The sequence below is a fragment of the Anaerosporobacter mobilis DSM 15930 genome (assembly GCF_900142955.1).
Taxonomy (GTDB): domain Bacteria; phylum Bacillota; class Clostridia; order Lachnospirales; family Lachnospiraceae; genus Anaerosporobacter; species Anaerosporobacter mobilis.
In genome coordinates, this window is record NZ_FRCP01000013.1 from 119230 (window position 1) to 134989 (window position 15760).

The 15760-nt window shown below is 36.1% G+C and carries 10 protein-coding genes; all 10 read right to left on the reverse strand.

Annotation, left to right across the window (positions count from 1 at the left end; genetic code table 11):
* Nucleotides 1-13: 13 nt before the first annotated feature.
* Nucleotides 14-934, reverse strand: coding sequence for an ABC transporter permease (locus tag BUB90_RS13125; RefSeq protein WP_073288474.1), 921 nt, complete (start codon nt 932-934; stop codon nt 14-16).
* A gap of 202 nt (nt 935-1136) precedes the next feature.
* The gene (locus BUB90_RS13130) at nt 1137-3095 is read right to left on the reverse strand and encodes a DUF2264 domain-containing protein (RefSeq protein ID WP_084139253.1); all 1959 of its coding nucleotides are present in this window, start codon (nt 3093-3095) and stop codon (nt 1137-1139) included.
* 150 nt (nt 3096-3245) lie between these two features.
* Nucleotides 3246-8036: a chitobiase/beta-hexosaminidase C-terminal domain-containing protein gene (locus tag BUB90_RS13135; protein WP_073288476.1), complete on the reverse strand. Its 4791-nt coding sequence runs from the start codon at nt 8034-8036 to the stop codon at nt 3246-3248.
* Nucleotides 8037-8374: 338 nt separating this feature from the next.
* Nucleotides 8375-9376: a LacI family DNA-binding transcriptional regulator gene (locus tag BUB90_RS13140; RefSeq protein ID WP_073288478.1), complete on the reverse strand. Its 1002-nt coding sequence runs from the start codon at nt 9374-9376 to the stop codon at nt 8375-8377.
* Between the two features lie 140 nt (nt 9377-9516).
* Nucleotides 9517-10146, reverse strand: coding sequence for a hypothetical protein (locus BUB90_RS13145; protein ID WP_073288480.1), 630 nt, complete (start codon nt 10144-10146; stop codon nt 9517-9519).
* Nucleotides 10147-10313: 167 nt separating this feature from the next.
* Nucleotides 10314-11159: an ABC transporter permease gene (locus BUB90_RS13150; protein ID WP_073288483.1), complete on the reverse strand. Its 846-nt coding sequence runs from the start codon at nt 11157-11159 to the stop codon at nt 10314-10316.
* 13 nt (nt 11160-11172) lie between these two features.
* Nucleotides 11173-12120 (reverse strand): ABC transporter permease, encoded by a 948-nt coding sequence (locus BUB90_RS13155; RefSeq protein WP_073288485.1) that lies wholly within the window; start codon nt 12118-12120, stop codon nt 11173-11175.
* 3 nt (nt 12121-12123) lie between these two features.
* Nucleotides 12124-13131, reverse strand: a complete 1008-nt coding sequence (locus BUB90_RS13160) for an ABC transporter ATP-binding protein (RefSeq protein ID WP_073288488.1) — start codon at nt 13129-13131, stop codon at nt 12124-12126.
* Nucleotides 13118-14095, reverse strand: a complete 978-nt coding sequence (locus tag BUB90_RS13165) for an ABC transporter ATP-binding protein (protein ID WP_073288490.1) — start codon at nt 14093-14095, stop codon at nt 13118-13120. The genes BUB90_RS13160 and BUB90_RS13165 overlap by 14 nt, the downstream gene beginning before the upstream one ends.
* A 21-nt stretch (nt 14096-14116) precedes the next feature.
* Nucleotides 14117-15748 carry an ABC transporter substrate-binding protein gene (locus tag BUB90_RS13170; protein WP_073288492.1) on the reverse strand — a complete coding sequence of 544 codons (1632 nt, stop codon included), beginning with the start codon at nt 15746-15748 and terminating at the stop codon, nt 14117-14119.
* Nucleotides 15749-15760 lie beyond the last annotated feature (12 nt).

Consider the following 15760-nt stretch of genomic DNA (forward strand, 5'->3'; position numbering starts at 1 on the left):
CGATTTCTCCTCCTTACAATACCGATTCATCATTAATCTTACTAGTTAAATAATTCGCACTAAGTAATAAAATTAATGATACGATGGAAACTCCTAATCCTACAGCGGCTGCATAAGAGAAATCTCCTTGCGTAATACCCATTCGGTAAACATAGGAATCTATTACTTCAGCTTTCACACGATTTTGTGAATTCATTAATACTAACGTCTGGTCAAGATTCGATTTTAACAATCCACTTACTGTTAATATGAAATTCAAACAAATAATAGTTTTTAATAAAGGTAATGTAATGTGCAAGATTTGCTTGATTCTACTTGCCCCATCAATTCTGGCAGCTTCATAATATGTACTATCAATGCCTGCCATTGCCGCTAGGTATAGAATCGTCCCCCAACCAGCTTCCTTCCATACATCTGATAAAACAGCTATAAGCCAATATTTATCTGCATCAAGCAATATATTTCTCGGTTCACTTATTACTCCAAGTGAAAGCAATATTTCATTAAACATACCTGTTGTTGACATCCAGCTAATCATCATACCACCAAGTACAATCCAAGATAAAAAGTGTGGTAGATATGAGATTGTTTGCATAATCCTCTTAAATGGTCCATCTTTTATCTCATAGATCATAACCGACAATATAATAGGAATTGTGAACCCTATCAATAATTTCAAGAAACTAATTCCTAATGTATTGACTACTGATTTCCAGAAGAACTTATCTCGAAAAGCAATCATAAAATTATCAAAGCCTACCCATTTGGCAGTTGCTAACGTATCAACAACTGTATAGTTTTTGAAAGCAATGCTCAATCCATAGATTGGCATAAAACAGAATATAATCATGAATATAACACCAGGTATAACCATACTTTGCAAGCCTGCTTGTTTTTTTACTGTTTTTAAGAAGCCTTGTCTTTTCTTACTCATTTTGAACCTCCATTGTTAACTTTAACAGTTTTATTAAAACGTTTTAATTTATATTTAAAATAATATCATTATTTCATTGCTATGTCAATTCTTTTTTGTGCTATTTTTATATATTATTTAAGATTCAGGTATGGTTTTTATGTTTTATACCTACATATCAATTGAAACGTTTCATAAATAACAGAGTATTTGCAGAATGTTTTTATACTTTTACCATAACTTGTTTATCATTATATTGAATCCTTACATAATCCTTTTCACATTGGATATTCGGTCTCTTAGTAAGTGAATTCATACAATTACCATTCGCTTCTCCTAAAACAGAAGTAATAATTCTATGATTTCCAGGTTCTAATTTCTTACAAAATGTTGGAATTACAGCAGAGTTCCATAATACATTCGTATTAGGATAACTATCTATTATATGAAAGGTACCTGCTTCTTGACTGGTTATTCCACTGATTCCCCAAGGCTTCCTAATGAATATTCCATTGTCATCATTTATAATTGCATTTTGTTGAAACGTTTCATTATTCTGTTTAACATCAATTACGCCTACTTTTTCCGCTCCCATCGCATATCCACCATCAGCGATATCAATTTGAACTGCCGTGTTTATCTTATGCACTCTCACATGCCATGGAGCACAAGGGACTACGTAACTCTCAATCTCAACTCCAGGCATTAGTACATATTTCGCATAGGTATACTCATTCGTTATTCTACATTCCTCTGTACCGTTTCGCATACGATAGGTATTGTCATCGGACAATGATACTGCTAAAGTATTGTCAAATGCTCCATCCGATAATTCTGTCCCTCTAGATACACTAAAGCCAAATACATTGGAATATACAAATTTTTCATATTTGGAAGTTGAATTTCCATGGTTCATACAATGTTGTCCTGTTATAAAGGCTTGTACATGATTACTCTCTTCTTCATGTGTTATTATCATCTTAGGATTACTCAAACATTTTGAGTGCTCGTAATCAAACACTTCTTCCTCTGCCTCCCAGAACGGATGATGTTCTTCAAGTGCTAGTACCAAGAATGTCTTCAAAGCCCAGTACGGGGATCCAGGCGAGTTATATCGTTCACTCATCACCAGATTCGGATATCCATATCCAATGCTTAATATACCCGATTCATCAAAGATAGGCTTTTCAAACCAACTCCTTAAATTTCGTAACACAACACCTTTTACCACGCCCCACGAAAGCGAACTTTCTCCGTTAAACGCCATAGCAGAAAAGAAAGCACTGTGCGCAAAACGATACGTTAAACTTCTACCAAATGGTATTTCCGTTCCATCATTCGCAAACCAATATATAAAATCATTCGCAAAAGTCGCTGCTCTTTCTGTAAACCTCCGCGAACGCTCTTGATCCTTTTCCTTCATAAATGATGCGTATAGCAGTCCATAAAAATGCATTGCAAAAGGGATATAGTAATCCATCTGCTGTGGATTTCCATCAAAATACCACCCTTCACCTTGGTAGCAGGCTTCTATAACATCAAAGTCTTCTTCTAATCGTGTATCATCAAATGGTAACCCCCGTATTTGAAACATCATATTTGTTAGTATACGGAAAAATCTCCAATTGTTTTTATGTACTTCCCTCTGGTTAATCTGATTAAACCATACATAGATTCTTTCCTTATCCTCTTTACCAAAAGAATTCCAAAGTTGCTCAGGTGCCAAGCAAATCCCGATTGCTAACGCTGCCATCTCAACCATCTTCTGATCATAATCCTCAACCTCCGACCAGTACCAATCACTTCTTGGATTCGTACCATTTCTTATTCCCTTTATGTATATATTCAATATCTCATTAACTTCTTCTTGTTCTTCCAATGTTAATCCATCAATTCCACCAGCTAACAGTGGCGCAAATCCCCACAAGATACGGGAAAAACCTTCCATACCTGCAGCTTTATTATTATAGTGTGCCCCTGTATTACCCAAAACCAAAAAGGCCCCCGATTCATTGTAACAAGGCACGATTGGTCTACAGATATCTAGTAAAGCACGCATAAGATCCACTTTTTCTTTAAGTGGATTCTTCTTTAGTCGTTCTATATATGTATTCATAACGATTCCTTTCATATTATCTAACCAAAACGCTCCCACTTCATCTTCCTTCTTATAATGCCTCATATTAAAATAATTCCTCAAATTACGCACTCACGAAAACTCCATATAGGTTCATCTAGGACGACGTCACTTATGCGAATTACGTTTTTGACGCCATTGTCCTAGATTAATCCTATCAATTAAACCTCTTTGCATTAACTATTTAACTAAACTTTATTTTACTATTATTTTAATTGTCTTTACTTTCTTACCACTACTATAGATTATGATATTAGCAGTTCCTTTTTTCTTTGCTTTCAGTTTCACTTGTGTTTTGCCTTTGTTAGTTCCAACTGAAACAATATCGTTATTTGATGATTTCCATGTTATTGTAGAGGTCTTAAATCCTTTGCAGTTAATTTTAATCGTCTGCTCTTTACTAGCTTTCATGGTAGTAACTTTTTTAACTAATGAAATGGTAGCCTTCTCGACTTCTACTACACAGTTCGTTGCAATCTTCGTTCCATCTCTTAATTCAGTGGTAACAACAATTGTTACTTTTCCGGTTTTCTTAGCTGTTATTTTACCAGTTTTACTAACCGTTGCTATCTTTGGATTTTCAGATGTATACGTAACAATTACTTCATTGGTTTTTGTTTTATCGTAACTGAATTTTACAACCTGATTCAATCCTTCTGGTATGGTAGCTTTAATTTGTGCTACATTACCTTTGTTTCCAGATGCATAGATCTTCTTAGCATTTAAAGTAATCTTGATTTTTTCTTGTAATTTCTTAACACTTGAAGGTACTGTTAGCTGATTCGATTCACCTGAATTATCTTGTTCTTCGTTTTCTCCAGATTCCGTTGTACCACCAGGTGTATTACCAGAATTACCGCCATTATTGTTTGAATTATCCGTATACGGAATCTTTACTGTCCCATTCTTCTCAAAGAAACCTTTTAATATATTTGCAATTTCTGTATTCCTAGTAAATGTATCCGTAGTAACTTCACTCCATTTACTTCGAATTGTCGCCTCTGAATCACTTTTAATATTAACCGTATTTGATTTCTTCGTGTAGATTCCCCAACTGCTTCCCTCACCACCATCGGATACTTTAAAAGTCCATGTTGTGTAACTCCAACCTTCTCTTTCAAATATCTCTAAGCACTGTTTCCAACTCTCTGTATTTGCAAAGAAGGTAAATTCTCCGATAAATACAGGTACATTGTAATTGGTTGCTTCATTGATTAAGGACACTTTGTTATTAATAAAATTCAGTTGTGAATTCAAGCTATTCAAATCGTTCCATTGATAAAAATGATACTGATATACAACATTTTCCCAGCCATATAATTCAGGATCTGGCAAATCTGTAGGCTCCCATATCGCCTGCATGAAAATCATATGATTTTTATCGATAGCTCGTATTGCTCGGTAGATTCTATCATAAACATCATATTGCATGGTTCCGCTGGTACTAGGCTCATTCAATAAGTCATATCCACATACCATTGGTTCATCTTTATATCTTGTAGCTATTGCTTCCCAAAGCTTGATTGTCTTCTCAATATTCTCTTCTTCACCATAGAATCTACCTATATCAGCTATCGTAGTATCTCCTGAATGATCTTTACCATTTTGTGAACCGAAAGCACCGTGCATATCAATCATCACATAGATATCTCGTTTCTTCGCTTCTTCAATAAACCAATTAAGACGTTCAAATGCCTCTTCTTTTAATGATCCATCTGTGTTAGCCATCTCAAAATATGTTATCGGTAAACGAAGTACATTCACGCCTTCTGCTTTAGCCAAATCAAAATCTTTCTCTGTCCACCAATGATCCTGATATAGAGAAATCAATTCTTTGGCTACCTTTGCTCCAAAACGCTCTGTAAATGTTTCTACTATCGTAACTAAATCTACGGCATCAACTGGGCACTGCCAATTCTCAGTAACGAGCCAACCACCTGCATTCGTTCCTCGAAGAATAACTTCATCACCTTTACCAAAATTATCTCGAATTACTTTACCATCAGTCCTTAAGAAATTCGAAACTACAATCGGATTATCTTCTGGAGGGGTAACTTCTTTCTTATTAATAGCATATTCCCAGGATCCAATTTCGCTCACACTGCCATCCAAGCCATAAGACACAGCTTTCAAAGTAGTATTTTCATCAACTCGAAACGCTTTCTTATATAACAATTTTGTTTTATCTGGCTCAGAACCATCTAACGTATAATAGATGTTTGCTCCTGATGATGATACCAACTCTACAACAGCAAACTCATCATATGTTCCAGCCGCTCCATGAGTTATTACAACATTCCCCGGTTTAACAACATAAGTAAATTCACTTATCGGTCCTGTTACGTCATCTTTCACAGAAATCGCCTTAATTGTTGTTGTCTTTGTTGATGTAATTGCCTTTGTATACAGATTACTATTCTTTGTAGGCTCCTTACCATTTGTCGTATAATAAATAGTAGCTCCATCTTTAGCAAATAATTCCGTTGTACAAGAACCAACATACTCTTTATCCGTTGCTGCATTAGCAACAACATCATTAGTTGTTACTTCATTGTTGATTCCGTAGACATATTCTGCAAACGAAACACTATCAATCAGATAAATTCCAGTATTGTTGAATCCAAAACCAACTTCACTGATATAGGCTCTATCCAACTCCTTTTTGCTATCTATATCATCAAGATATACATAACACTTTGTCCATTCCCCATATACAGTGGTTCCCGCTACCTTGCTTGATACTACCGTCCCAAACTTATCCTTCAATAATACAGTTGGTAGGTTGTATCCTTGAAGATCTTTCACGTAGAAGGTTAGGTAATTCGATTTTCTTATATCCACCGTTTTTTCATCTTCAAGTTTTAAGAATACACTTCTAACTTTCTCTGAAGGATTTCCGGAAACAGTGTACATATCACACTTTAAAGAATAACCACCTTCTATCGCATCTGGTTCTAGTGCATATCGAACACCATATGCATTCTGAATCTGGTCTCCCCCACTCTCAAAGGTATGAAATATAACATCGCCATTCTCAGGCAGTGCTTTAATTCTATAGTTATACGTTGCAACACCACTAAAATCATCTGCACTTCTTGCCGTGATTGCTTTTACAGTCGTATCTTTTGTCACTGCAAATGGTGCTGTGTAGATTGTCGAATCTAGGGTTGGTTGCGTTCCATCTGTCGTGTAGTAGATTTGACAATCTGTGTTCGTTGTTGTAAGCGTAATATCTGTTAACTGTTCATACGTTCCAGAATTATAATTCGCAACCGGTGTTTTAGGTGCTAATGCATTAGAAAAATACATCTCATCAATATAATAAACACCCGCATTCCATTGTCCAATACGTACTCCTTTGATTCTAGTTAAATCCACTTTTTCCTTTTGTTCAATCTGCGACATAGGAATTGCATACTCTGTCCATTGGTTTTTCACTGATTTACCACTTACAGAAGCAGCATTATCATACCAAGCCCAATTTGTCATGTTATTATCTTCATCAACAAATTGTAACATTACGTTATTGTTCCCTTGTGTATCCTTTAGCCAAAATACGAAATAATCATAGTATTTACAATCTAAGCTATTATCAGCCTCTACATAGAAACTTGATTCTTCATTAGGACTTCCAGAACTACCTACTACATATGCTGCTGACTTCTCTCCAGTATATTTATCTTCCGAAGTCAACGCCGCATTGACTAATACTGTAGGTTCTTGTTCAAAGTTATGCAAAACAGTTTTAGTAGGTAATTCATTAGGTCTTATAACATAAACCGCTGTTGCTATAGCGCTGCTTTCACCTTCTCTTACCGCCATTGCTTTGATAGTAGTCGTAGTTGTAATAGCGATTGCCTCCGTATATAAAGCAGAACTTTCTGTTGGTATAGTACCATCTGTTGTGTAATAAATATCTGCTCCTATTTCTGCCGAAAGAATCAATTCAAACGCCTCGCTATAATTACCCTTTTCATGACTAAACTCAGGCATCTTAGGCGGAATAGCATTGGAGAAATAAATATCATCTATGTAGTAATCACCATTGTTATATTCCCATATCTTAACCTTAACAATTTTTGATATATCTAGTGTGGAGTCATCTGCTGTTAGTTCTGTCATAGGTACAACAATTGGCACCCATTGATCCTTAACTGCGTTAGTAGTTGTCCAATATCCCGATTTTGAAGTACCACCATCGGCATCTGTTAATTGAAGTTCAAAATTGTTATCTCCTTTGGTGTCCTTAATCCAAATAATCAGATTATCTTTACCAGTGGCATCTACTCCTTCAACAACGGGATGCGTAATTTGAACATCTCCTTCTGATTTTTGATACAGCAAAGAAGTGTTTCCAGATTTCTTATCCTTCGCTGTTATCATGTTAGAAGATGGGTTATTAATTCCCATTGTCTTTTCAAAGTCTTGGAATACTATCTTACTAGTTCCATCCTCATTAGAGAAATAGATATCATCAATAAAGTACGTTCCTTTATTCCACTCATATATTTTAATTTGTGAAATCTGACCACTTGTAATCCCCCACTTATTAAGAGGCATTTCTATTTCACACCATTCTCCTGGAACTGTACTATCATTTGACCATTGTTCTCCCTTGTTATCAACATTAACACGTATTGTATTACTTCCTTGTGTATCTTTTATTGTTATAACAAGCTTTGTCATGTCAGTAATATCCACCGGCACTTGATCCATGCCTTTGATTGTTACCTCATCACTTCCTCCACCACTTGTCGTTATGTATTTTAAAACAGTTTGTCTTTCATCATCTGAAACCAATTGGTTCCCTGAAGAAATCCCATTAAAAGGCAATTCAAAATCAGCAAATGTAATCTTATTATCAATTCCGTCTGCTTTTACCGCATTCATTCCACTAAGATTATTTGCAAATCCTCCCGTATTCACACTAATTGCCAAACTCAAAAGTAAAGCAAACCCCCGCTTTAACAACTTATTCCTTTTCATTTTTTCCTCCTATTCACCTTATTCAATTTTCTAAGTACACTTTTCATTAAAAAATTAATTGCTATTTTTATATTTCATATTAAAACGTTTTAATTATTATCAATATAGCACATATTTTTTAATATTTCAATGTTTATTTTTTATTTTTTAGTGAATTTGTACATTGATTATTCTGCTTATTGGGGTTGATTATATTATTTTTCAGCTAAATCATGCACTTTATCACCTTTATAATAACGTTTTTATACAAGTTCCCAAAACAACAAGTAGTTTTTTAGCAAAAAAAAGCAAAGAATACTGGTACACGTATTCTTTGCTCTCTTTTTTCCCTATTACAACTATTTCTTTCTTGTACAGGAATTTCTTATAATCAAATTTCCTTCTAATTTAACAATTGTTCCTTGTTCCTTACCTTCAACCATATCAACTAGAGTATCAATAGCTAGTGTTCCCTGCCTAGCAATAGGGTTTCTTACAGTTGTTAAACTTGGAGTAAAATATTGCGCTATGTCAATATCATCAAACCCCATAACGCTGAAGTCTTCCGGCACTTGAAAGCCATCTGATTGTAATGCTTTGATACAACCAATAGCACTTAAATCATTACCCGCTAAGAATGCATCTGGAAGATCTGATGAATGGAATTTTAAAAGAGTTTTTATCGTATTGTATGTATATTCCTCTTCAAAAGCTCCCTTTAAGATGAATCTCTCTTCTATCGGCAAATTGCATTCTCGCAAGGCAGCCTTGTAGCCTTCTTTACGACGTAAACTATCTGTTACTTCATCAACACATTCAATAAAAGCGATCTTTTTATGCCCCAAATTGATAAGATGCTTTGTAGCCTCATATCCTGCCTTATAAGAATCGAACAATATGCTCGATACACCTTGCTTACTTACTTCACGGTCAAGAAAGACCACTTTTATACCTTCCTTTTCAAAAATGCGAATTTCATTTTCATTAATCGTTGTGTCTTCATATATAAGGACACCATCTAGATTCTTCCCTAGAATATTCCCCATAATAACAGAAGAATCCTTTGTTATAAAAACATTAAGATTATATCCTCTGCGCTCACATTGTCTACACATATAATCCATTAAATTGCAAAAGTAAGGGCCTGATATACTATTCGTAAAAAAACCAAGATTCTTTGTTGCTCCAGCCTTTAAGTATCTACCATTTAAATTAGGAATATAATTTAGTTTTTTAACTGCGTCCATAACCCTTTGCTTTGTATCAGGATTAATATATCTATTACCGTTCAAAGCATTAGAAACTGTTCCTATCGAAACCCCTGCTTCTTTTGCAACATCTTTAATTGTAATATTCGCCATACCTTCACCTGCCTGATTTTTTTATTAAAACGTTATAGTAAAGTCAGAATATCACATTTTATACGTATTGGCAAGTGAAATGAAGACTTCCTTTCCATAAATCCACATTATAGTCTATAATTAGCCACTATTATAGTGTACTAAATCATATATTCAATGGTTTTATCTGGCGTCTCTCTTGTATCGGTATTGTAGATAAGCATCGCTTCTCGTGCGTTGAGGGCACCTAAAGAATAGGAGCGTTCCGACTCCGAGTTCATAATCTCAGGCCTTACTAAACGATTTCTCTTCTTTGGCTTATCACCAACTATTTTAACTCCTGGGAAAGCTAAATCTCTGTTGTCTGACATATCATAAGGATCAAATATACCAACCAGTCCACCATGTAATCCGGTTAATAATACATAATGTCCATCACCTTCAAGTAAGATGCGGACTACTACTACCCCTTTTTGCTGAAGACAACTTGTAATTCTACTATTTTGTCCTATGTACACTTGATTATCTACAAGGAATTCTGAATGAATCGGGAAATTTTTGCTCTTTCCAAATTGATTAAACCAACTGGATAAGAACTCCATCGCCATTCTAGAAGTTCCATGTCTACCAACTTCACCCTTCTCGTTATAGGCATCTAAGGTATACATGAATATTGCCTTTAGCAATTCTGGTGATAATTCTTCTCTTCTATATAAATATCTCATTGCATTACACAACGTGGTAGGACCACAATCATATTCGGATGTCTGATAATACAAATAATTCTTCATACACATCCCTCCTCATTCTTGATGCAAATCTCATATACATTATCATAGCGTCTTTGCTGGTGTACTATAACACAAAACACGCTATGTTATCTAGTACACACTAAGAAGTACTAAAGATGTTTCGCTATCGTTTTTAGTTATAGTACGGCTAGCATAGAAGCAACTTGTTAAACCGACGGATCCAATGCATCTCGAAGTGCATCCCCGACAAAATTAATACTGATTACCAACAATACAATTAATACTCCAGCTGGAACCCATAACCAGAATTTACTTGTAAGTACGGTAATAGATTCTGCTCCATTTAATATATTACCTAAGCTGGCGGTTGGTGGCTGAACACCCATTCCCAAAAAACTAAGTGCAGCTTCGTCTAAGATAGATATTGCAAAAACTTGTGTTGCGTAAACAAACACAGGCGCTATGGTATTAGGTAATATCTCTGAAAATAATATAAAGCGCTTTGGCATACCTGCCGCAATATCTGCTTTAATATAATTCATCTCTCGAATCGATAAAACATTGCCTCGTACTAATCTAGCTACTCCAGGCCAGTCTACAAAGCCTAAGATAAGTACGATGCTCCATAATCCTGGTTCAAATACTGCTGCTGCAACTAATACTAATAAGATGTATGGAAAAGACATTACCATGTCTGTAATTCTCATAATAATACTATCAACTACTCCACCAATGAAACCAGATAACAATCCTAGTATAACTCCTATCAATGTTGATATAACTGTAGCAGCTGCACCCACGAACAACGAAATTCTCATTGCATATAATAATCGACTTAACATATCCCTACCTATCTGATCCGTTCCTAATAGGTGATCCATTGATGGTGGTTTCGAAAATCCACCACTTACTTGGTTTGGATTGTAAGGCGCAATCACTGGAGCTAAGATAGCTAAGATTATCATAATTAGTAAAAAAATCAAACTAACTACTGCTAGTTTATGTTTCATAAATCTTTTTGTGACTCTTTGCATGTTTCCCTTATGTTCCATATGTCAACTCCTTCTACCTATACTGAATGGTCGGATCCACGATCGCATAGATTATATCTGTTATTAAGTTGGCTAATAAAACAACTACTGCAGTTAGTAAACATACTCCCATAATAACAGGATAGTCTCTACTCGTAATTGCATTCATCGTAATCAATCCAAGTCCAGGCCAACTAAACATCTGCTCTACAATAACGGCTCCACCAAACAACACTGGTATCTGCATTCCGATAACGGTTACAACAGGAAGCATGGCATTTCTAAGTGCATGCTTATTAATAACTAAAAATCTTCCAATTCCTTTTGCCTTAGCCGTCCTAAGATAATCTTGTTGTAAAACTTCTAACATAGCACTGCGCACATATCGAATATTCGTTCCAGCTATAGATACAGCAAGTACCGATACTGGCATAATCATATGTTTCACAACATCTAAAAAATCGCCCCCAGTACCTTGTGTAATCATTCCACTAGATGGAAGCCAACCAAGCTTTACTGTGAACAAATAGATGAAGATAAGTGCTAGGAAAAAGCTTGGTATACTTGTTCCAAGGAATGAAAGTGTAACAAGTGTATAATCTCTTTTCTTATAACGATGTATTGCACTATAAATCCCTGCTGGTATAGCAATAACAAGACCAACAAGCAAGGAGGTTCCCATAAGAAGTAGTGTAGAACCAATATGACTTCCTATAATAGACGTTACCGGCTGATAACTCTTAATAGAATACCCCAGGTTTCCAGTTAACACTTGTTTTAACCAGTCAAAATACTGTAGGTAAATTGGTTTATCCAATCCTAACATAGCTGCCTTAACCTCAATGGCACTTTCAGAAATCTTTGGTCCATGCATCATAGCTAGAGGACTTCCCGCACGGCTCATAATAAGATAATCAATTATGGTAATACCAATGAGAACTGGTATTGCAGCTGCTATTCGCTTTAGAATGTATTTCCACATGCGTTATTCCTCCTTTGCTAAATTTGTTGCATAAAATGGACATGCACATAGATGACTACTAGAACTATCTACTACCTGTAATTCCATATCCACCTTCTTGCATTCCTCTTTTGCATAAGGACATCTCGGATGATATCGACATCCACTAGGTGGATTCACTGGAGATGGTATCTCTCCGCTGATTACAATTCTTGATCGGTCACGAAGATTAGGATCTGGAATTGGAGAAGCATCTACAAGTGCTTTCGTATACGGATGTTGCGGATTCTCAAACAGATCCTTTGCGTCTGCGATCTCCACAATCTTACCAAGATACATAACTGCAATTCTCGTACTGATATAACGTACTGCACCCAAACCATGTCCAATAAATACATATGTTAGATTCATCTCTTCTTGTAAACTTGTAAGTAAATTAAGAATCTGTGCTTGAACCGATACATCTAGTGCACTTACTGGCTCATCACAGACAAGTAGTCTTGGTTTAAGTGATAATGCTCTTGCAATACCGATTCTTTGTCTTTGTCCACCTGAGAATTCATGGGGGAATTTATTCAATGAACTTTTCGCAAGACCAACCATATCTAATAACCGTTCCACTTCTTGTTTCACATTTTCTTTCGTAGCTATCTTATGATAAAGCATTGGTGTTGCTAGGATATCATAGATTTGCTTTCTAGGATTCAAGGATGAGTTGGTATCTTGAAAAATCATTTGGAATTCGGTACGTATTCCACGTAATTGACTTTCTGACATGGCTGTTATGTCTTGACCATCATACCAAATCTTACCCGCATTTGGCCTCTCTAACGCCATAATCTGGCGTCCAATGGTTGATTTCCCACAACCAGACTCTCCTACAATCCCAAGGGTTTCCCCTTCTGCTATCTCAAAGCTGACATCATCTACTGCATGCACCATCTGCCTTGCTCTTGATGTATTTGAATTACCAACGGGGTAATACTTACGAAGGCCTTCCACTACTACAATAGGTTTCTTATTGTTTGTCATTGTTTAGCAACCCCTTCCAACAGCGTACCAAGTGTCCTGGCTCAACCTCATGATATTCTTGTTTTGTATAGCATTCCTTAGTAGCATAACTACAACGGTCCGCAAATCGACATCCCTCTAGTTCTTGATAATTCTCAGGCACTGTGCCTGGAATGGATTTTAACTTTCTAGCAGGATCACCATAGATTGTCGGAACAGATTGTAATAATGCTTCTGTATAAGGATGTGCAGGCTTTTTGAAAAGACTATGCACATCTGTTTCTTCTACACACTGCCCCGCATACATAACAACAACTCGGTCTGCTTCCTCTGCAACTACGCCGATATCGTGTGTAATTAATAGAATTGACATGTGGTATTCATCCCTAAGTTCAAGGAGGAGTTTCATAATCTGTAACTGTATGGTAACATCAAGAGCGGTGGTTGGTTCATCTGCAATTAGTAACTTAGGACGGCAAATCAGTGCCATTGCTATCATAACTCTTTGCCTCATACCCCCTGACAACATATGGGGGTATTTCTTCATTACCGCTTTCGCATCTGGTAACCCAACTTTCTCAAGAAGTTGTATCGCATGCTCTTTTGTTTTCTTCTTATCATACCCTAGATGAATACGAATCGCTTCTGCCATCTGGTTCCCCACTGTGAAGCTTGGATTGAGGCAATTCATAACATCTTGAAATACCATTGCAATCTCATTACCACGTATCTGATCTAGTTCTTTTTCTTTCAGTTTTAATAAATCTCTTCCATTGAACAGAACTTCACCACTTTTTACACGCCCCTGCTGTCCTAGCAATCCCATGATTGATAATGCTGTCACACTTTTTCCACAGCCTGATTCTCCAACTATACAAAGGATTTCACCTTCATCTACATGGAAATTAACCTTATCAACAAACACGAGCTCTTCATGTTCTTTTTCGAACGCAACTTCTAAATCTTTGACCTGTAATAATGGCATCTAACTCTGCCCTCGCTTTCCTTACTTAATCTCCCAATCTTGTACATTTAGGAATGTACCATATACATCTGGAGTAGCATTTTGTAAACGATTGCTCTTTGCACCTAAACCGCTAATTACGTACGCATTAATCATTGGTACTTCTGTTTGAACCACACTATCAACGATTCGATAGGATTCTCTAATCTTATCCGTATCTACTGTCACTTGTGTATCCATTAACGCCTTAGTTACCTCATCATTTTGATATCTAGTCCAGCCACCTGCAGATAATAACCAATTCGCATCGGTAAATATATCAACTGGTATATATGAATATTGTACTGCTAGTAGATCGAAATCTCCACTACCTGCAACTGTCATTAGGGTTGAGAGGTCTACCGTATTAACCTTAATCTTTAATCCGATTTCAGCAAACTGTGCTGCAAGATAACTTGCTACTTGCGTAAATGTTGTATCTCCACTGTTAACATAGAAATTATATTCTGTAGACGGATCCCAGCCTTCTGCTTTCGCTTCTTCTAGTAATTGTACCGCTTTATCCTTATCATAAGCTACTGGAACAATACTTGGATCAAAGAAAGGACCTGCACTTGCAAGGAAACCATCAACGATTTCACCTTTACCTTTTAGGAATTCTTGTAAGATAATATTTCTATCCATTCCATATAAGAACGCTTGACGGACTTTTACATTCGTAACTTTTTCTGTATTGAAGAAGATCGATTGTGTAGTAACAGGTGTACCATCATATACTGTTATATTATCAAGTTTTTTAACACTTTCAAAGTCTTCTTGAAGAATATTTCCCATTGTTTGTTGTACTAGATCGATTTCTCCTGATTGAAGTCCTGTTAATAATTGACTTGGAGTTACAACCTTGATTGAAAGGTTCTTAATCTTAGGAGCACCTTTGAAATAGTTTTCATTGGCTTCATAGGTTACATAATGATTTAAATCAAAATCCTTAACGATATATGGTCCACTTACTACTGTTGGAGCATTAAACCATTCGTTAGAAAGCATCTGATCTTTTGGTACATCTCCAAGAATATGCTCTGGAATAATCAGAATATATCTTCCATAGATATTTTGAAAGGTTGATAATGCCATCTCTGTCTTAGTGGTAATCTGCACTGTCTTATCATCTACTGCAACTACGCCACTGATACTATCGGAACCAGCTTCTACAAAGCCATCATCTCCGGTACCTTCTATATTGTAGATTGACATACCTGTGCTACCGATCTCTGGACTAGCCCAGCATAGAAAACTAAAAAGTACATCCTTTGAAGTAATTGGTTCCTTATCTGACCATACCGCATTAGGATCTATCTTAATTGTAAATGTTTTGTTATCTTTCGTTGTAATCTCACTTGCTATCTGTCCTTCGAATTCCATATTCTTATTCAATTCAACTAATGGTAAGAACTCAAATGAAGTCGCGTACTTAACAACTTCTGTTCCATCCATTAATAATGGATTTAATGATCCGATTGTATCAGAAATCCCAATGGTTACAACATCACTAGTTGCACTATTTTCTGCGTTAGTCACTCCATTATCATTCTTTTTCCCGCCACATGCTGTGAGAGACCCTACTAACGCTACGGTTAATAGTGTTCCAACTATTTTCTTCCAACTTTTTTTCATATCTTTCTCCTG